Source organism: Fibrobacter sp. UWOV1 (assembly GCF_900142495.1).
In the GTDB taxonomy this organism is placed as follows: Bacteria; Fibrobacterota; Fibrobacteria; order Fibrobacterales; family Fibrobacteraceae; genus Fibrobacter.
This window is the reverse complement of record NZ_FRBA01000003.1, coordinates 63,057-82,104: the sequence shown is the minus strand read 5'-3', so window position 1 is coordinate 82,104 and position 19,048 is coordinate 63,057. Positions and strand designations below refer to the sequence as shown.

The following is a 19,048-nucleotide window of genomic DNA, read 5'->3' as shown; positions in this document are numbered from 1 at the left end:
AAATTGAAGATGTTCTACAAACACTGGAAAAAAATTGCACTTACATTGACCGCCCTGTTCTGGGCAGGTTGCGACGATTCAGCATCTTCATCGGAAGTCGTTCTTTACGGCTGTCCCGACGATATTTGTGCGCCTGCACCCGAAAGCAGCAGCGATTCAAACACGCCAGAATCCAGTTCCTCTAAAGTGGTAACATCAAGTTCTTCCGAAGAAGTAAAATCGAGTTCCAGCATTGCCGAGGAATCAAGTTCTTCTGAACAGGAAAAATCAAGTTCCAGCATTGCCGAGGAATCGAGTTCTTCTGAACAGGAAAAGTCAAGTTCCAGCAGCGAATTCGTCGCCGGCCCTCTTTATGGTGTAGAGCCTCCCGATTCCATTGACGTCAAATGTTTCCCCACGGATTCCAGTGTATCCTATTTTTATGATGATTACAACGCAGATGTAAAAAAAATGTGGAGCGAGCAAGCGGCCAAGCGCGATGCAGCCGCAAAGATAGACTCCATCAAGACCACCCTGGTAGAAACGCCCATGTGCCTCGAAAACCTGCGCATGGAACTCGAAAGTCTCGTGGCCCTTTACGGAGCCCCGGTCACCATCCATAATGCGGTAGAAAAATGCATTGACGGCTCCATCAGGCCTAGCGAAGAATACGCCAAGTTCCTGAAGATGAAGGAAGAATGGGAGGCGAACAAGCCCGCCCTCGACGAAGAACTCCAGAAGGTCTACGAAGACAAGATGAAGGAAATCCAGGAACGGATTAACAAGTGCCTGGAGAAATAGACGAAAGAACGGCTCTATGAGCCTATAGACGAAAAATATGATAAAAAAGCATTGGAAAAAAATTCTATTGAGCCTGTGCTCCATACTCTGGGGCGGTTGTAGCGACGATTCCTCTAGCGATAGCAAGGATCTGATCGCCTGCGACCTTGAACAGATATGCCCCGAATATGGTATTTTCTACGATTGCGAAAACGAGGAAGATGCGATTGCCGGGAACTTCGAGAATTGCACCATGTCGTATCCGGCGTGCACGGACACGTACTATTGTGAAGACGACGTCACTTGTTTCCAATCAACCGACGACGAAACGAAAACTTTCGACTGTCGCGACGAAAAGGATAACAAGACTGTCTACACCGAAGACGAATTCAAATCAAAATACTACGTGGATGGACAACGCATCCATTAAATTTCACATTTCACCCCTCACATTTCACACCTCACATTTCACACCTCACATTTCACACCCCACATTTTTATGCAACTCTCTCTCAAAAAGAAACTCGCTCTCGAAGCTTACCGCCTTTACCGCCATAACGAAATCAAGGCGCATCCGCTGACTTACTTTTTCTGGGAATGCACGCTGCGCTGCAACTTGCACTGCCTGCACTGCGGTAGCGACTGTGTGAAGGACGCCATCCCCGACATGCCTCGCGAAGACTTCATGGGTGTGCTGGATAAACTCGCCCCGCACATCGACCCGAAGCACTTTATCGTGGTGATTACCGGTGGCGAACCCTTGATGCGCCAGGACCTTGAAGAATGCGGCATGGAAATCAAGAAGCGCGGTTACCCCTGGGGAATGGTCAGCAACGGACTTGCGATGACTCCCGAACGCTACACCAAGCTGCTGAACGCAGGGCTCCGTTCGCTCACCATCAGCCTGGACGGCCTCAAGGAAAGCCACAACCATTTCCGCGGTGCCCCCACGAGTTTCGACAACGCACTCCGCGCCATCGACATGGCCGCTCACACGCAAGGCCTCACTTTCGACGTGATGACCTGCGTGAACCGCCAGAACCTCAAGGAGCTCCCGAAGATTCTTGACATCCTCCTGAAAATCGGCGTGAAGCGTTGGCGCATCGCGACGGTATTCCCGAAGGGCCGCGCGAAGGACAACCCGTTGTTCCAGCTCACGAACCAGGAATTCCGCCAGGTGTTCGACTTCATCCGCGAAGTCAAGAAACTGAACGTGATTAACGTGAATTATGGCTGCGAAGGATTCCTCGGCAGCTACGAAAAAGATGCCCGCAACTACCCGTTCTTCTGCCGTGCCGGCGTGAACGTCAGTTCCGTGCTTTGCGACGGCAGCATTTCGGCATGCCCGAGCCTGCGCGGCGACTATATCCAGGGCAACATTTACAAGGACGACCTGTGGGAAGTCTGGCAGAAGCGTTACCAGGTGATGCGCGACCGCAGCTGGGCAAAAATCGGCGACTGCAAGACATGCAAGTACTGGCGCTACTGCGAAGGCTCCAGCCTGCACTTACGTGACGAGAAGACCAAGGAATTGGCTTATTGCCATGTGAAGCGCCTCGAAGACGCCGGCGCATAAGCCAAAAACATCTATCACCTAAAAAAAGCAAGAGCCGCACCTTTATGAGGTGCGGCTCTTTCTTGCAGCCGTTTTGTCTGCATTTTAGCTAGAGTTTTCAGTCTCCAAACCGGCCCTAGCCTTGTATTTTTTGTTTGAACGTAAGATAGGATTTTCACCCTGATTTACAATATCCCGACCAAATAAAGCGTTGTACGGAAAAACAACAGCGAAACGTTCAAAAACCCTTATTTTTCGCTTATTTCGCAAAATTCCACAAATCAAAGTGCGAATTTTTAGATATTATTTATACCGATGTTACAAGCGAGCCTCACATCGAACCAAACGCACATTGTAGACGTGCTTTTAAAGAAGAATCCCAAGCTTGACCGGGAGATTCTAGAGAAGGCTGTAGCTTTTATTGCAGAGGCTCACGAGGGGCAGTACCGTAAGAGCGGAATGCCCTATACCGAGCACCCCTACGAAGTGGCAAAAATCCTTGCCGACCTCAAACAGGACCAGTCGACGGTCTTGGCCGGGTTGCTCCATGACGTGGTCGAAGATACCGACCACTCCCTCGAAGAAATTGCCGAAAAATTTGGCGATGACACCGCATTCATGGTGGATGCCGTCACCAAGATTACAGCCGCTCAGGAATCGAGCAAAACTGCCCAAAAAGCGGAAACGTACCGAAAGCTGATTGTCGCCATGGCGAAAGACCCTCGGGTCATTATGATTAAAATCGCAGACCGCATCCACAACATGCGCACCATGCGGTACATGAAGCCCGAAAAACGCCAGGCGATCGCACAAGAAACTCTAGACATTTACATCCCGCTCACCCACCGTTTCGGCCTCTACAAGCTAAAAAACGAGCTAGAAGACCTAAGTTTCAAATATGTCAATCCCGACGAATACCAGAAACTGGTGGACTTGCTCATCGAGAACAAGGAATCCCGCGAGAAGTATATCCAGTCGGTGATCGGGCCTTTGCAAATCAAGATGGCACTCGAAGATTTCGACTGCACCATCCAGGGCCGAACCAAGAACATTTACAGTATCTACAACAAGATGATTAGCCGAGGGTGCCAGTTCGAAGACATCTTCGATATTTTCGCCATCCGCATCATTGTAGACACTATTCCCGAATGCTATCTGGCATTGGGCTACGTCCACAACCTGTGGACGCCCCTGCAGAGTCGCTTTAAAGACTACATCGCGACCCCGAAACCGAACCTTTACCAGAGCATTCACACCACCGTGATCGGCCCCGAAAACAAAATGGTCGAAGTCCAGATTCGAACCAAGGACATGGACCTGACCGCCGAAAAGGGATTCGCCGCGCACTGGGCCTACAAAATGGAAACCCAGCACGAAGGCGAAGAACTGGAATGGCTGAACCACATGGTAAAGCTCCAGTCCGAAATTTCGGACTCCAAGGAATACCTCGACTTTTTGAAGGTGGACTTGAAGCCCACGGGCATGACCGTATTCACGCCCAAGGGAACCTCCATCGAACTTCCGCAAGGATCAATTGTCCTCGACTTCGCGTTTGCAGTGCATACCGAGCTCGGCCTACACTGCATCGGTGCAAAAATCAACGACAAAGTGGTAAACCTCGATACAGTTGTGGAACATGGCGCCACTATCCAGGTGCTCAAGAGTCCGAACCAGGAACCGAGTCCCGAATGGCTGGATATGGTCAAAACCGTCAAGGCCAAGCAGGAACTGCGCCGCTGGATGAAAAGCAGCATCATGAAGCAGGCTCTGGACTTGGGCAAGGAAATCTGGGACCGCGAACTCAGACTCCAGAAAATCGAAAAGGACAAGCGCCCCTCCGAAGAAAGCATTTGCAAATACTTTGGCACGCCCACCATCGATGACTTTTACGAACGCATTGGCCAGGGCGAACTTCCACTCGCGGACATCCAGCGCTTTTTGAACGGTGGCGAAACCACGCAAAAGGAATCGACCGCACTCCGGTTCTTCCCCATGTTCAACAAAGACGCGAAGGCCGACCGCAAGGACGAAATGCCCCTGCAGATTGGGCAGGAAACCAGTTTGGTGGTGCATTTCGCCAAGTGCTGCAGTCCGATTCCCGGCGATCCGGTGGTTGGCGTCCTACGACCCAAGATCGGTATCGAAGTACACAATACGGACTGCCCGCAACTCAAGAACTTGCCGATGGAACAGCGCATTGCAGTGGAATGGAGCGAAGACATCAAGCATTCGTTCGAGACGCACCTCACGATCGAAACCGAGAACCGCAAGAACATTACATTCGACGTGTTGCAGGAACTCAAGCGTGCCAACGTATTCCTCGACCGCGTGACTGCGGCAAGCCAGCACTATTCGGGCAGAATCCGACTGGTATTCAAGGCCTTCCGTAAGGAACAAGTCGATTCCATCATCAATGCCATCAAGAGCATTCCTGGCGTAAAACAGGTGGTAAAATCATGATTTCGAAGCTCCACCACAGCGACTACACGCTCAAGAACCGCGCCTTCAACTGTCGTATGCGCAACCGCTACTACGAAGAAGTGTACTACGCGTTCAGGGCCATTTTCCCGAACGAAGTCGCCGAGCGGAGCGAAAAGAATCCGGTGGCAGACACCATCTGGTTCCAGAACCTGAGCAAAGAAATCAAGCGTTACGAAAGGCTAATCATGACCTGCCTGGAATACGCGCAGGCCGCCATCTTTTACGGCAAGGCCGAAAACAAGGCCATGTATTCCAAGGACAAGCGCTGGGGCATATTGCAAGAAGAAATCTTCTTGGTTCACTTTTTGCAAGAGCTACTATCTACCACACGCTACGTGATTGCCCGAATCGAAACCGACCAGATGCTACAGCGCTGGGCAGGCGAAATGCAGGACTTAAAGACCAAACCGGTCGCCTCGGGTTACGTGAACACCATTCAGGAAAAACTGAACGAAATGAACGCAGCCACGCTTGACGAATTCAAGGATTTGCTCAAACACGTGCTGGACCGATTCCAGATAGGAAACACGCTATTCGGGACGGTTCAAGAGCTACAGAACTTTTACTAAAGGAGAACTTAGAGCTTAGAACTTAGAACTTAGAACTCTGAACTTAGAGCTTAGATTATTCATCTAAGTTCTACCAACTAAGCTCTACCAACTAATTATGTCAGAGTACATCATCCTTTCAATCTTCCTTTTCCTGGGCGCGTTTATCGCGGCAGCGGCTACCGTTACGGGGCTTCTGCTCGGTTACCGCACCAAGAACACCAAAAACAAGATGGCGCCCTACGAATGCGGTATGGAAACCATCGGAAACGCTCGAATCCAGTTCAAGGTAGGCTACTACCTGTTCGCACTGCTCTTCCTCGTTTTCGACATCGAAGCGCTATTCCTGTTCCCCGTCATGGCGAACTTCAAGGAGATTATGGCCGGTAACACGCCGCTGCCCCCTCAAGTCGTTGTCATTGACCTCGTGATTTTCATGGCAATCCTCGTTTCGGGCCTTGCCTACGCATGGAAGAAAGGAATCCTTAAGTGGGAATAACCCTATGGGAATTATAAACCTAGCTCCTAAGATTTTAGATCCTATCCCGGGCGGCAAGTATGTCGTCAATGCGATAGACTACGTTGTAAACTGGGCCCGAGCAAATTCGATTTGGCCCCTCACCTACGGCACCAGCTGCTGCGCCATCGAAATGATGAGTAGCTCCATGGCCCGCTACGATATTGCCCGCTTTGGTTCCGAAGTGTTCCGCGCTTCGCCCCGCCAGGCGGACCTTTTCATTATCGCAGGAACCATTACCCGCCGTATGGCGCCCGCTCTCCAGATGCTTTGGGAACAAATGCCCGGCCCCAAGTACGTGCTCGCGATGGGCGCCTGCACCATCAGCGGTGGCCCGTTCATTTACGACAACTACGCTGTGGTGCGCGGGGCGCAGAACCTGATTCCGGTGGACGTTTTCGTTCCCGGTTGCCCGCCTCGCCCCGAAGCCCTGTTCCATGGACTTTTGACTCTGCGCGAAAAGATTTTGAAGGAAACCTGTCGCGATCCTTGGCACGAAGGCGAACCGAAGGACGTTTCGACCATGGATCGCTACCGCGAAGCCGCGAAGACCTGGGCCGCCCTTGAACGCATCAAGGACGAGGAAATGGCCGAAGCCCGCGCGAAATTCAAGGAAGAAAATCCGGATTACAAGTCGAGCTTCAAGCCCGTGCGCGTGAAAAAGGAAGACTTCCCCGAAGTCGAGCGTGTCGCCTGCAAGCGCTTTGGTTTAAGCCAGCTCGACATTTACAAGAAACTCAAGGCCAAGTTCCCGAACATCACCGTGCATACACACAGCGAAGACCCCATCGAAGATGTGGTGGCCGCCATGCCCGCCGACCGTCCGCTCGAAGTGATGATCAGCGTCGAAGACTACGTGCCCGCCGTGGAATACGTCAAGAACGATCCCGAATTCAAGATGAATTACCTGATCGACGTCACGGCAATCGACTACGACGATCACTTCGACATGGTGACCATGCTCCGCAGTATCGAAAAGGGCCACAAGGTCTTCTTCTGCGTGCAAATCAAGAAGAACTTCGACATCCCCGAAGAAGAACGCCCCACAGCGCTGCTCGGAAGCGTTCCGACCATCAGCCACCTGTACCCGGGCGCCGAAGTCAAGGAACGCGAAGTCTACGACATGTTCGGCATCAACTTTGAAGGTCACCCGGACCTGCGCCGCATTTTCCTGGACAAGGACTTTGTAGGTTACCCGCTGCGCAAGGACTTTACCCACCCGCAAATGATCAAGAGGCCCGTATGAGTATGACAAGACTCCCGCCGGGATTCAAGATTACCCGCGATACCAATACCGAAGAATTTTTCATCAACATGGGTCCGCAGCACCCGAGTACCCACGGTGCCCTCCGCCTTGCGCTGCGCATGGACGGCGAAACGATTGTAGAAATCGTACCGCATTTCGGCTACATCCACCGCGGCATGGAAAAGCAGGCCGAATCCATGAGCTACCTGCAGTACATCGCGATGTCCGACCGCCAGGATTACTTGACGGCCATCCAGAACAACCTGGGGGTCGTGATTGCCCTTGAAAAAGGCATGAACATTGGCGTTACCGAAAAGGCCGAATACATCCGCGTGATGCTTTCGGAGCTGGGACGTATCGCCAGCCACCTGGTGTTCTTCGGCTGCTTCGGCGGCGATTTGGGCGGCCAGACATGCTTGCTGTTCGGTTTCAAGGAACGCGAAATGATCCACGACATCCTTGAAGAAGTCACCGGGTCTCGCCTGACGACCAACTTCTTTAGACCGGGTGGAAGCCGCTTTGACGTTCCCGAAAACTTTATTGACCGCGTGAAGGCGTTCCTCAAGCACTTGGAAGGTGCGATGAAGGACTACGAAAGATTCCTTTCGAAGAATATCATCGTACTCGAACGTAGCAAGGGAATCGGCATTCTTTCCGCCGAAGACGCCATCGCTTACGGTTGTTCCGGTCCGGTGCTTCGCGCAAGCGGCGTCGACTTCGATGTGCGCAAGGCGAATCCCTATAGCATTTACGACCAATTGCAATTCGACGTGCCCGTGACCTACACCGGTGACTGCTACGACCGTTACACGGTCCGCATTGCCGAAATTCACGAATCCATGCGCATTCTGTACCAGTGCATCGAAAAGTTCCCTAAAGAAGGCCCGTGGCGCGCCAAGGAAAAGCCGGTGCGTCTTCCGGTCGGCCGCTACTACAGCGAAATCGAAACCGCAAAGGGACTGTACGCCACTTACGTGGTTGCAGCCACGACCGGTGAAAAGCCATACCGCATTCACACGCGGGGCCCAAGTTTCCCGCATATTGCCGCCCTCAACAAGATGGCGCAGGGCCACAAGATTTCGGACCTTGTGACCATTATGGCTACTCTTGACCCGGTGATTCCAGAGATTGACAGGTAATATATGTTTGTACCTTCCATTACACATCCTGTAGGCGACTTTATTCGCGAATGGGTTCCGAAGCTTTCGGCTTACTTGCCCGAACAGCTACAGTCCCAGACGCTCGACAGCATCGTCGCCTTCTTGATTAATGCGCTCCTCTGCGTTATCGCAGTCTGCGCCGTGAACATCGGTTCTGCCCCGATTCTGATTTACATGGAACGCAAGGTCTGCGCCCACGTGCAATGCCGCCTGGGCCCCATGCGCTTGGGCTGGCACGGTACGCTTCAGACCATCGCCGACGTGATCAAGATGCTCTTCAAGGAAGTCTATTCCCCGAGCGGCGCCGACAAGCTGATGTTCTACGTGGCACCGATGATTGTACTGATTGCCCCGTTCATTATCACAGCCCTGATTCCATTCGACCATAACCTGATTGTCGCCGACATCGATATGGGCATTCCGATGATTATCGCGGTAAACGGCTTTGGCGTGCTTGGCATTTTGCTTGGCGGCTGGAGCAGTAACAACAAGTATTCCTTGCTCGGAGCTCTCCGTAGCGGCGCCCAGATGATCAGTTACGAAATCTCTTTTGCGATGATTCTTCTGTTCGTCGTGATGATTTCGGGTTCCACGAGCCTCATGGATATCGCCCAGGCCCAGGACGGCACGGTGCTAGACTGGTTTATCTTCAAGATTCCGGTGCTCGGCTTTATCGCCTTTATTCTCTTCTTTATTTCGAGTACCGCCGAAATGAACCGCGCTCCCTTCGACATCGCCGAAGCGGAACAGGAACTCACCGGCGGTTACCACACCGAATACAACGGCACTCCGTTCGCCATGTTCTACCTGGCCGAATACATTGCCTTGGTCACGAACTCGGCTTTGGCCGCTACCTGCTTCTTGGGCGGATTCCATGCCCCCTGCATCGGTGTTGAAGCAATCGACACCTACCTGCAGATGGTGCCCGGAGTCGTGTGGCTCTTCGCGAAGATTTACTTTATGATTTGGTGCTACATGATGGTGCGCTGGACTTTTGTGCGCCCGCGTGTGGACCAGCTCATGGACTTTGAATGGAAATTCCTTTTGCCGGTGAACCTGGTGCTCCTCGCCGCCGGCGCCGTGTGGATGATTTTTGTAGGATAATATGCAAGAAAGACTTTCAACACGCAAGTACATCAAGCGTTACCTGAAGCGCTGCATCACGGGCCCGTGGAGCCTGATTTGCGGTCTGTCCGTTTCGCTCAAGTATTTCTTTGACCCCAGACGCATCGTGACCGAGCAGTATCCTGAAAACAGGAAGACGCTCAAGATGCACGAACGTTACCGCGGCCGCCTCGAAATGATCGAAGACGCCGAAGGCAACAACCACTGCACCGCTTGCGGCATGTGCGAACGCGCCTGCCCGAACGCCTCGATCAACGTACTTTCGACCAAGAATATCGCCGGCAAAAAGGTGCTCGGTCGCTATGTTTACCACTTTGCGAGCTGCACCCAGTGCGGGCTCTGCGTCGAAGCCTGCCCGTTTGGCGCTATCCGCATGAGCCAGGCCTTCGAAGTCGCCACCACCGACCCCGCCACGCTCGAAATGATTCTTAATAAAAAGGAGGGCCAAGGCTAATGCTTGCAACGCTTTCCAATTTAATCCCGCAAAATGTCGCCTTCCCCACTGGCGGAATGGATTTGGCATTTTACGTGGTCGCCTTCATTATTCTTGTAACGGCTGTTTGCACGGTCGCGGTCAAGAACATTTTGCAAAGCGCCGTATTCCTGATTTTCAGCTTCGTCGCGACAGCGATTCTTTACCTGCTCCTGCATGCGGAATTTACCGCACTCGCCCAGGTGATGGTCTATGTGGGCGGCGTCGTGATTTTCGTGGTGTTCACGATTCTACTCACAAGCCGCCTCGGCGAAGACGCATTCTCGGTGAAGATTCCGAGAATCTTTGCCGCATTCGCGCTCTCGATTATCTTTGTGCTCGTGATGGTCAAGTGCCTGCTTCCCATCGAAGGACTTTCAAACGGCGTCGTTGCCGCTCCCGAAGGTTACGCTTCGCTCAAGGCATTCGCTCTTAGACTGCTGGGCTACGGCGAAGACGGACTCGTGATTCCGTTCGAAGTCGTGAGTATCCTTCTCCTGATGACGCTGATTTGCGCCATCACCATCGCCCGCAAAGGCAAGGAGGAAGAAGAAAAATGACCCTGATGAATTGTCTCATTCTCGCATTCCTGCTTTTCGGCATTGGCGTGTGGGGCTTAATGCGCCGTCGTCACCTGATTGGCATGCTGATTTCGATTGAACTCATGCTGAATGCAGCAAACATTAACTTTATTTCGTTTGCCTACTTTAGCGCAAGCGACTCGACCGCAGGCGCCCTGTTCAGCATCTTCGTGATTGCCGTGACCGCCTGCGAAATGGCAATCGCCCTTGCCATTATCGTGTCGATGTACCGCCGCTATAAGAGTCTGGACGTAGAACAGTTGAGGGACCTCCATGATTAACGACGTTTCCATCAGCTATTTAATCTTCTTGATGCCGCTTTTGGTATTTGTGGTCAACGGGCTCTTCCTCGGCCGCAAATCGGATAAAGCAGCCGCCACATTTGCCGTCATCGGTAACGGTATTGCCATGATTTCGGCTTTGGTTGTCGCCGTACACTATTTCGGTTCGACCTTTGCCCCGCAAAAAGCGGTTCTCTTCAACATTCCGTTCCTCAAGTTTGCAGAACATTTCGCTGCAAACATCGGGCTTTTGATTGACCCGCTTTCGGTCATGATGCTTGTGGTGGTCACGGTGATTTCGTTCCTCGTGAATATCTACAGCATTGGCTACATGAAGGGCGACCGCAGTGCCGGCCGATTCTTTGCATTGCTTTCGCTGTTCAGCTTCAGCATGCTCGGACTCGTTGCTGCCACCAACATTTTCCAGATGTTCATCTTCTGGGAACTGGTGGGTGTATCCAGCTACCTGCTTATCGGTTTCTGGTACCACAAGCCCTCGGCCGTGAGCGCTTCGAAGCAGGCGTTCATTCTCACCCGCTTTGCCGACAGTTTCTTCTTACTCGGCATCGTGATCGTGAGCTATGTGGTGCAGAGTTTCGACTTTTTTGCCCTCAATGGCCTTACCTTGAGCGTTTTCAAGGAACAGACGATTGACCTCGGCCTGATGGTGGTCAGCAAGGCAGACGCTCTCATCATCGGTTCTATCCTTATCTTTACGGGTGGTTGGGGCAAGTCGGCCATGTTCCCCATGCATATCTGGCTTCCCAACGCCATGGAAGGTCCGACTCCGGTGTCTTCGATCATCCACAGTGCCACCATGGTGGTCGCTGGCGTTTACCTGGTCGCAAGACTCTTCCCGTTCTTCGCCATCTGTGGCAATTCGCTCACGCTCATTATGTGGGTGGGTGCATTCACCATGATTTTTGCCGCAGTCATCGCCTGCACGCAAAAAGACATCAAGCGCATTCTCGCCTACTCCACGCTTTCACAGCTAGGCTACATGATGTTTTCGCTTGGCGCCTGCAAGATTGGCGATGCCGTCATTACCACCGGCTGGACCGCCTCTACCTTCCACATCTTTACGCATGCCTTCTTCAAGTGCGCCTTGTTCTTGATTGCAGGTAGCCTGATTCACCAGGTGCATACGAATGATTTGGACGCCATGGGCGGACTCCGCAAGAAAATGCCGCTCACCTACTGGTGCAGCCTTATTTGCGTGCTTGCCATTGCAGGCATTCCGCCGTTCTCCGGATTCTTCTCAAAGGACGAAATCATTTTGGCGGCCTTCCAAGGTCAACATTACGTGGTATTCGGCTTGGCCATTCTCACCAGCGGCCTTACCACATTCTACATGTTCCGCCTGTTCTTCTTGGCCTTCCATGGCGCTCCGCGCTGCAAGTCCGTTGCCGAAGGCCATGTGCACGAAGACTTCTTCATGACTCTTCCGATTGTGATTCTTGCCGTGCCCGCCCTGTTGAGCGGCCTCCTCAGCAAGAACCTCTTCGAGCAGTACTTTGTGCCGGGTAGGCTCCGCGTGCCGCAGCTCGTGATGCTCCCCCATGCCGAATGGATTCCGTATGTGGCTGTCGCCGTTGCCGCCGTCGCCCTTTTGATAGCATGGTTCTTCTATGCAAGCCCGAGGGCAAAAATCGGACGCGCCCTCGACGCCACCAACCGAAGCGGGCTCTACAAGGTTATCTACCACAAGTTCTACTTTGACGAAATGTACTACGCCGTGGTTCGCCAGTTCGTGATTGGCGGTATTGCCCGCGTAGCACGCTTTATTCAAGACTACATTATCGAAGGAATCCTCGCGTTTGTCGTGTGGTTCACACACAAGCTCGGCGATCTCGTGCGCTACGCACAGGGCGGAAACCTGAGTTTTTACCTGGGCACGCTTATTGTCGGCGTAATCCTGTGGCGTTTCTTGGGGCAGCTTCCTATTTAAGCAGGTTTGACTATGGATACTTTGCTTTTTAACCTTATCTGGATCATACCACTTTTCACGGTCCTAGTCTGCGCACCGATTTCTTCGCAAAAGGAATCCCTGCTTAAGACAATTCATGCCGTTTCGGGCACCTTTGTGTTGCTGCTTGTCGGCTACCTCACCTACAGGCTCTACACGCTTGGCATTGACACAGCCGCCAAGGAATCAGCCCCGCTTTTACTCCATTACTACATGGACATCCCGTGGTTGCATGCCTTGAACGCCCATTACGCCGTCGGCGCCGATGGGCTCAACATGTTCCTGCTGTTCCTTACCGCAGTCATCGTCTGGGGCGGTATCCTGGTCAGCTGGAACATCAAGGGAAACCAGAAGGTGTTCTTCGCGCTCATCCAGCTGCTCGCTACAAGCGTTTACGGCGTGTTCATGAGCATGGACTTGGTGCTGTTCTTCGTATTCTACGAAATGGAAGCGCTCTGCATGTACCTGATGATTGCAGGCTACGGCTCGGGCCGCAAGGACTACGGCGGTAAAAAACTGACGCTAACGCTCGCCTTCGGTTCTTCCATGATTTTGGCAACGCTCTTCGGACTTTATTTCGAAAGTGGAATCAACAGCTTTAGCCTTGTGGAACTTTCCAAGGTCACACTCCCGATGGATTACCAGATGTGGGCTTTCCCGCTCATGTTCATGGGTTTCGCCGTTTCGAGTTCCCTGTTCCCGTTCCATTTCTGGAGCCCTGATGGTCACTCGGCGGCACCGACCGCCGTTTCGATGCTGGCTGCCGGCGTGATGATGAAGATGGGCGCTTACGGTTGCTTGCGCGTCGCCATGTTCCTGATGCCGGAAGCGGCCAAGATTTGGCTCCCGTACGTGGTGGCACTCTTGATCTTTAACGTAGTGCTTGGTCCCTTCATCGCACTTCGCCACAAAGACCTCAAGTACATTACGGCTTACAGTTCCATTAGTCACTTGGGTCTTATCTTCTTAGGACTTGCCGCCATGACTCCGGTGGGTCTTCGCGGAGCAAGCCTCCAGATGATTTCTCACGGATTCTTGACGGGACTCTTCTTCGCAACGATTGGTATGATTTACGAACGCACGCACACCCGCGACATTACCGAAATGGGCGGCATCATGCGCAAGCTCCCGTTCCTCGGCGTAGGCTTTGTGATTGCAGGCTTTGCGGGTCTTGGGCTCCCAGGCTTTAGCGGATTCATTGCCGAAAGCAACATCTTTATCGGAGCTTTCCAGCAAGATTCTACACTTACCCGCATTGTGACTGTACTCGCCATCCTTTCGATTACGACGACTGCCGTTTACATTTTGCAGACGGCAAACCGCATGTTGCACGGCAATATGCCGGCCAAGTACGAAACACTTACCGACGCCTGTTTCCGCGAAAAACTCGTAGTGGTTGTTCTTGTGGCGTGTTTACTTTTGATTGGCGTTTTCCCCGGATGGATTGCAGACATGCTTGACCAAAGCATCGCCCCCATCTTCACCAAGATAGGTTTATAATGTTCAGCATTCCCAATTTCGTCATTCCCGATTTACTGCTTCTGCTTTTCCCGTTTATCGTGATCGGGAGCAGACTGTTCTGTACTGACCGCTCCAAGGTTCCTTGGAGAATCGGAAACATCGGATTCATTCTGATTTTCATCTTGTTGAACCTGATTCCGCTTACAGGCGGAGCCGGCAGGTTCTTTATCACGAACTGGCATATCGATACCTTTGGCGTTTTAATGCGCGAGGTTTTGATGATGTCCGCTATTCTCGGCATTTGGCTTGCAAAAGACTACTTTGACCACAGTGGCGACGGTAAGCCCGCCATGCACCAGATTGCCGAATTTATCGGCACGGTTGCATTCGCCACCTTCGGCGGATTCACGGTGGTTTCGGCCTGCGACATGCTCACGTTCTTCCTGGGCCTCGAAATCGCGACCATTCCGATGTACGCTCTTGCAGCCTGGAACAAGCGCGACCAATACGGTTCTGAAGCGGCGACCAAGTACATTCTGATGGGTTCTGTCGCGACCGCGTTCGAACTGTTCGGATTCAGCTACCTTTACGGTTTTGCGGGTTCGATTCACTTTGAAGCCATTCAGCAAGCCGTCGCCGCAGGCACCTCTCCCCTGCTGTGGATTGCGGTGCTATTCCTGTTTGCAGGTATTGGCTTTAAACTGACTTTGTTCCCGTTCTACACCTGGGCTCCGGACGTTTACGAAGGTGCTCCGACTCCGGTAACAGCCATTCTCTCGGTCACATCGAAGGCAACCGCAATTGCATTCCTCGTGATGCTCGTTTACGGCCCGCTCGCCCCGATTCAGGAACAAATCGCCCCCTTTATCGCCCTCCTTGCCGGCACCACGCTCTTTGTCGGTAACCTCGGCGCCCTCAAGCAGAGCAGGCTTCGCCGCTTTATGGCTTACAGTTCGATTGCCCAGGCCGGCTACATTATGGTAGCACTCCTTGGCCCGGCTGCCACCGCAAAGACAGCTATCATTTACTACCTGTTCGTATACGCGGTTTCGAACTACCTCGCCTTCTTTATCTTCGGCATTATCGGGCATCACCGCGAAGAGACATTCAATTCTCTGCGTGGGCTTTCCAAGCAGAAGCCGATGCTTGCAATCGCCCTTGCTGTCGCCATGTTCAGCTTGGCTGGCATTCCGCCGCTTGCCGGTTTCTTCGGAAAGTTCCACTTGTTCTTCAGCGGAGCTTCTACCGGGCATTACGGCATCGTGACGTTTGCTGTCCTCAACAACGTACTTGCGCTGTATTACTACTTGCAGCTTATCAAGAGCGCTTGGATTGACGAGACCGACGACCACCTGAATCCGCTGCGCATGACCAAGCGCCAGCGCGGTGTGATTTGGCTCTTGACTGTTGCAGTGATTGTGCTCGGGGTGCTGCCATTCCTCAGCGACAACATCTTCGCCGGCTTTACGTTTTAAAAGAATAAAATAAAGACCGCTCGGCTCTATCGCTTCATCTAGAATGTGACTTCGCCTCGCTCTCGCGAACACGACCCGTCAATACGGGTCGTTTTTCGCTCACGGTAAGACCGCTCAGCTTTTTTGTTGGTGTTCATTTTGTGTACATATTTTGGCGGGAACGTTCGTTTTGTGGCCACTAGAATTTTTAATTTTATACTCGTAAAAATTTAACCCCAATTCATGGAATTGACTATGAGCATTAAAGAATACCTCGCCGGCGCAAAACAGGCCGGTTCCGTCCAGAAGCTGATGACCCCGGGCCTCGCCGTGGAATTTATCCAGCCCTGGTACACCCCGCTTTCTACGACCCCCTCTACCACGGGTATTGCTGTCGGCGGTATCGGCTCCACATTCACCGCAACGCCTGCGGGCACCACTCCCGTGATGAACGTGATGCCGGGCGTGCAGGTCCGCACCGAAAAGCCCGCTGACCTCCGCTTCAACAACTTCTTCTTCCGCGAATCCATAATCGACGCGAAGGCCGCCCTCGAAATCGTCGACTTCGCAGGCTTTACGCAGATGCTCGCCAAGTACCCGCTCGTAGACGCGAAGGGCGAAGCACTCTTTACCGCAGCAGAACTTGCAAACCAGAAGAAGGCCGAGGCCAAGCTCAACAAGGCCATCGCCGAAAAGGACTTTTTCAAGAACAACGCCGCCGCGTTTGAACGCTGGCACATCGAATGGAGCGACCGCACCGCGGCTCTCTTGAACAAGGCCGGTGCAGAACTCAACCGCAGCGCCGTCATCGACTTCTTCAACGGTGTCGTGGGCGAAAAGGCCGTGCGCCAGGGCGCCCTCACCGCCGCCTGGGCAAACGACACTGAATTCCTGGGCCAGGCCGGTTACGATGCCGCCAAGATGCAGTACGCCGCCCTCTACCCGGTGAGCGAAACCAAGTACGAAGGCAAGGGCGTGCAGATTACCAAAACCCAGTCCAGCTACGTGACTCCGGGTGACGAACGCCTCTCTAGCCTCCCGGTGAACGCCACCGTGTTCACTCTCGAAAATACCACCAAGGAAACCCGCGAAATCACGATTGTGCAGGTGCAGGACTGCATCGCCGGTTACATGGCCAAGAAGGACCGCCAGGGCGTTCAGGATTCGAGCTTTGTACTCGTTCCGTCTGCACGTTTCCCGAAGGGTGTCAAGTTTGAGAAGCAGGCCAAGGACGGTCGCGAAGTCCGCGGTCTCGAATTCTACAACGAAAAGCCGCTGGCCGAAAGCGACTTCAACGGCTGCATGGGCGTATCCGTCGCCTGGAACAAGAAGGATAACCTGAACGTTTCCGTGAAGCCGATGTTCTACCAGGATGACGCCGCCTCTGTTTTGAAGGGCGCTCTCCGCAGCGGTCGCGTTTGCGAAGCCTGGGTCAAGAACGTTTACAGCGGCCGCGAAACGATGGCCGGTGCCGTCGCCGTGACTGCCGTCTTGAAGCCGAAGCAGAAGGTCAACTTCCAGTTCAACCTGGTGCTCGACTTCCCCGAAATCAAGCTGAACAAGCTTACTTCCGCCAAGAAGTACACCGTTTTCTTCCCCGAAGCTTATGGCCGCGTGGGCGCCATTCTCGAAGAAGCCCTCGCCGCCGACAAGAACTTTGACGCTCGCCTCAAGGCATTCGAAGCGCTCGTCCCGAAGAAGGCTGTCGCCAAGCTCTACAAGACTGCCGCCAAGCAGGACGAATTCAAGAGCCTCGCCCTCAACACCCTCAGCTTCCTCGCCGAAGCCACCGTGTGGGACAAGGACGACCGTTTCCTGGTTCGCGAATGCGCAGACTATCCGTTCTTCAACTCTCTCGACGTTTACTTCTACGGTAGCTTCAGCCTGATGGCCCTGATGCCGCGCCTCGACGGTGTGGTCATGAAGCGCTTCGGTGATGCGATTCTCGCCGTGAACAACAATCGTCGCCGTCACCACGAATACGTGAACCACCCGTTTGCAGACCTCCCCGACCCGAAACTCGAAGGTCCGCGCGCCGTACGTGGTGCCGTGATTCACGACCTGGGAAGCCCCTTCGATGCCGAACCCGATGCCTACGACTGGCACAACGTGAAGGAATGGAAGGATCTCGCTCCGAAGTATGTGCTGATGGTGCTCCGTCATTACGTGAAGACGCAGGACAAGCAGAACTTGCAGGATTGCAAGGAAGCCGTCTACGCCGCCATGCAGTACCTCGAGAAGATGGTGAACGAAGGCGAAAACTTCCCGCTCACCCACGGTACCGACGACACGTTCGACAACCTCTCCAGCCACGGCATTTCCGTGTACTGCGGTAGCCTCTGGATTGCAGGCCTCCGCGCTGCGGCAAAGATTGCCGAAATCCTCGGCGACAAGCAGCAGGCCGACACTTGGAACGCCAAGGCCGACGCCGCCAACAAGGAATTCGACGAAGCCCTGTGGGACGAAGCCGAAGGCTACTACCACTTCTTCGTGACCCCGATGGAAGCGAAGGATGTGGTTGCAGACAAGCTCCCGCAACTCGCCGACGCCATCAAGGAAACGCTCACCATCGACGGTAGCGACGTGAAGGCCGCCCTCAAGACCATCAACGAATGGCTCAACTCCGGCGCAATCCCGAGCGACGTGGAACTTTCGAAGAACGAACTCCGCGGCCTCAAGAAGGCTTGGCTCACCGCCCAGTGCAAGGACGCCTTTACCGCCAGCTGGAACGCAAAGATTGCAAACGACTGCGACGACGTATTCGCCGACACGATGCTCGCCGACACGTACCTCCGCCTGCTGGGTCTCAAGCCCATCAGCGACGAGAAGAAGGCGAAGGCGAACCTGCTCCGCGTCTACAACACGAACTACAAGGCCAACAGCCCGCTCATCGGTGCCGCGAACCTTGTGCGTAAGGACGGCTCTCCGCTGGACGAATTCAACTTCCAGGCTCACGACGTGTGGATCGGCATCCAGTACAGCATCATGTGCGCCATGATGCACCACGGCCTCGAAAAGCAGGCTGCCGACATGGGCGATTCCATGATCCGCAACCTCTACGAAGAAGCCCGCATCCCGTTCGCCGCACCGGAAGGATTCAACGGTTCTTGCCGCCTGCACCCAGAAGCGCTCGTGAAGGCATTCGGACTTAGCGCCACCGCCGCCGACAAGATGCACAAGGAACTCCTGAAGAAGGGCGCCCTGCTTGCCGACAGCCGCATCAGCCCGAAGCTCCCCCGCAACCTGCCCGCCTTTACCAAGGCATTCGGCAGCATCGCGAAGGCAAACAAGGTTGAAGCAAGCGCCCTGTTCATGCTGCTCCACAGCACGGCTCTCAAGTACACCGCCGGCAAGTACTTCCGCCCCGGCATGGTGTTCGCTTTGCTTTATTAAGATTGCATTCGCAATACTAATAAGCTCCGTTTTTCAGGATATAGCAAAA

16 protein-coding genes are annotated in these 19,048 nt (G+C 53.5%); all 16 read left to right on the top strand.

From position 1 onward, the window contains the following. Positions 1 to 9: 9 nt before the first annotated feature. The 16 genes from BUC02_RS06020 (at position 10) to BUC02_RS05945 (ending at position 18,999) form a co-directional block, all read left to right on the top strand. Complete coding sequence (locus tag BUC02_RS06020; protein ID WP_073320075.1) at positions 10 to 780, top strand: hypothetical protein; 771 nt, start codon at positions 10 to 12, stop codon at positions 778 to 780. Between the two features lie 37 nt (positions 781 to 817). After that, positions 818 to 1,189 (top strand): hypothetical protein, encoded by a 372-nt coding sequence (locus BUC02_RS06015; RefSeq protein WP_073320072.1) that lies wholly within the window; start codon positions 818 to 820, stop codon positions 1,187 to 1,189. Between the two features lie 69 nt (positions 1,190 to 1,258). Continuing rightward, a complete protein-coding gene (locus BUC02_RS06010; protein ID WP_073320069.1) occupies positions 1,259 to 2,335 on the top strand; it encodes a TIGR04133 family radical SAM/SPASM protein in 1,077 nt (358 codons plus the stop codon). Between the two features lie 339 nt (positions 2,336 to 2,674). Beyond that, the gene (locus BUC02_RS06005; RefSeq protein ID WP_254794122.1) at positions 2,675 to 4,774 is read left to right on the top strand and encodes a RelA/SpoT family protein; all 2,100 of its coding nucleotides are present in this window, start codon (positions 2,675 to 2,677) and stop codon (positions 4,772 to 4,774) included. Further along, a complete protein-coding gene (locus tag BUC02_RS06000) occupies positions 4,771 to 5,364 on the top strand; it encodes a hypothetical protein (RefSeq protein ID WP_073320066.1) in 594 nt (197 codons plus the stop codon). Before BUC02_RS06005 ends, BUC02_RS06000 begins: the two co-directional genes overlap by 4 nt. 97 nt (positions 5,365 to 5,461) lie before the next feature. After that, entirely contained in the window at positions 5,462 to 5,842 is a 381-nt protein-coding gene (locus BUC02_RS05995) for an NADH-quinone oxidoreductase subunit A (protein ID WP_072978267.1), read from the top strand. Between the two features lie 4 nt (positions 5,843 to 5,846). Continuing rightward, complete coding sequence (nuoB, locus tag BUC02_RS05990; RefSeq protein WP_073320060.1) at positions 5,847 to 7,106, top strand: NADH-quinone oxidoreductase subunit NuoB; 1,260 nt, start codon at positions 5,847 to 5,849, stop codon at positions 7,104 to 7,106. Further along, a complete protein-coding gene (locus BUC02_RS05985) occupies positions 7,103 to 8,245 on the top strand; it encodes an NADH-quinone oxidoreductase subunit D (protein ID WP_083564431.1) in 1,143 nt (380 codons plus the stop codon). Before nuoB ends, BUC02_RS05985 begins: the two co-directional genes overlap by 4 nt. Positions 8,246 to 8,248: 3 nt before the next feature. Continuing rightward, positions 8,249 to 9,370: a complex I subunit 1/NuoH family protein gene (locus tag BUC02_RS05980; protein ID WP_073320053.1), complete on the top strand. Its 1,122-nt coding sequence runs from the start codon at positions 8,249 to 8,251 to the stop codon at positions 9,368 to 9,370. A gap of 1 nt (position 9,371) precedes the next feature. Next, entirely contained in the window at positions 9,372 to 9,845 is a 474-nt protein-coding gene (locus BUC02_RS05975; RefSeq protein ID WP_073320050.1) for a 4Fe-4S binding protein, read from the top strand. After that, complete coding sequence (locus BUC02_RS05970) at positions 9,845 to 10,423, top strand: NADH-quinone oxidoreductase subunit J family protein (protein WP_073320047.1); 579 nt, start codon at positions 9,845 to 9,847, stop codon at positions 10,421 to 10,423. The genes BUC02_RS05975 and BUC02_RS05970 overlap by 1 nt, the downstream gene beginning before the upstream one ends. Continuing rightward, positions 10,420 to 10,725 carry an NADH-quinone oxidoreductase subunit NuoK gene (gene nuoK / locus BUC02_RS05965; protein WP_072978262.1) on the top strand — a complete coding sequence of 102 codons (306 nt, stop codon included), beginning with the start codon at positions 10,420 to 10,422 and terminating at the stop codon, positions 10,723 to 10,725. The genes BUC02_RS05970 and nuoK overlap by 4 nt, the downstream gene beginning before the upstream one ends. After that, positions 10,718 to 12,673 (top strand): NADH-quinone oxidoreductase subunit L, encoded by a 1,956-nt coding sequence (nuoL, locus tag BUC02_RS05960; protein WP_073320044.1) that lies wholly within the window; start codon positions 10,718 to 10,720, stop codon positions 12,671 to 12,673. The genes nuoK and nuoL overlap by 8 nt, the downstream gene beginning before the upstream one ends. 12 nt (positions 12,674 to 12,685) lie before the next feature. Continuing rightward, positions 12,686 to 14,191 (top strand): complex I subunit 4 family protein, encoded by a 1,506-nt coding sequence (locus BUC02_RS05955; RefSeq protein WP_073320041.1) that lies wholly within the window; start codon positions 12,686 to 12,688, stop codon positions 14,189 to 14,191. Beyond that, complete coding sequence (locus BUC02_RS05950) at positions 14,191 to 15,627, top strand: NADH-quinone oxidoreductase subunit N (protein ID WP_073320038.1); 1,437 nt, start codon at positions 14,191 to 14,193, stop codon at positions 15,625 to 15,627. Before BUC02_RS05955 ends, BUC02_RS05950 begins: the two co-directional genes overlap by 1 nt. Before the next feature lie 234 nt (positions 15,628 to 15,861). Beyond that, positions 15,862 to 18,999 carry a GH116 family glycosyl hydrolase gene (locus BUC02_RS05945; protein ID WP_073320631.1) on the top strand — a complete coding sequence of 1,046 codons (3,138 nt, stop codon included), beginning with the start codon at positions 15,862 to 15,864 and terminating at the stop codon, positions 18,997 to 18,999. Positions 19,000 to 19,048 lie beyond the last annotated feature (49 nt).

Coding starts and splice junctions, on each gene's coding strand:
- nuoK (WP_072978262.1), top strand. CDS start 10,420: ATGACCCTGATGAATTGTCTCATTCTCGCATTCCTGCTTTTCGGCATT.
- BUC02_RS06015 (WP_073320072.1), top strand. CDS start 818: ATGATAAAAAAGCATTGGAAAAAAATTCTATTGAGCCTGTGCTCCATA.
- BUC02_RS05985 (WP_083564431.1), top strand. CDS start 7,103: ATGAGTATGACAAGACTCCCGCCGGGATTCAAGATTACCCGCGATACC.
- BUC02_RS05945 (WP_073320631.1), top strand. CDS start 15,862: ATGAGCATTAAAGAATACCTCGCCGGCGCAAAACAGGCCGGTTCCGTC.
- BUC02_RS05975 (WP_073320050.1), top strand. CDS start 9,372: ATGCAAGAAAGACTTTCAACACGCAAGTACATCAAGCGTTACCTGAAG.
- BUC02_RS06000 (WP_073320066.1), top strand. CDS start 4,771: ATGATTTCGAAGCTCCACCACAGCGACTACACGCTCAAGAACCGCGCC.
- nuoL (WP_073320044.1), top strand. CDS start 10,718: ATGATTAACGACGTTTCCATCAGCTATTTAATCTTCTTGATGCCGCTT.
- BUC02_RS06010 (WP_073320069.1), top strand. CDS start 1,259: ATGCAACTCTCTCTCAAAAAGAAACTCGCTCTCGAAGCTTACCGCCTT.
- BUC02_RS05970 (WP_073320047.1), top strand. CDS start 9,845: ATGCTTGCAACGCTTTCCAATTTAATCCCGCAAAATGTCGCCTTCCCC.
- BUC02_RS05995 (WP_072978267.1), top strand. CDS start 5,462: ATGTCAGAGTACATCATCCTTTCAATCTTCCTTTTCCTGGGCGCGTTT.
- BUC02_RS06020 (WP_073320075.1), top strand. CDS start 10: ATGTTCTACAAACACTGGAAAAAAATTGCACTTACATTGACCGCCCTG.
- BUC02_RS05950 (WP_073320038.1), top strand. CDS start 14,191: ATGTTCAGCATTCCCAATTTCGTCATTCCCGATTTACTGCTTCTGCTT.
- BUC02_RS05955 (WP_073320041.1), top strand. CDS start 12,686: ATGGATACTTTGCTTTTTAACCTTATCTGGATCATACCACTTTTCACG.
- nuoB (WP_073320060.1), top strand. CDS start 5,847: ATGGGAATTATAAACCTAGCTCCTAAGATTTTAGATCCTATCCCGGGC.
- BUC02_RS05980 (WP_073320053.1), top strand. CDS start 8,249: ATGTTTGTACCTTCCATTACACATCCTGTAGGCGACTTTATTCGCGAA.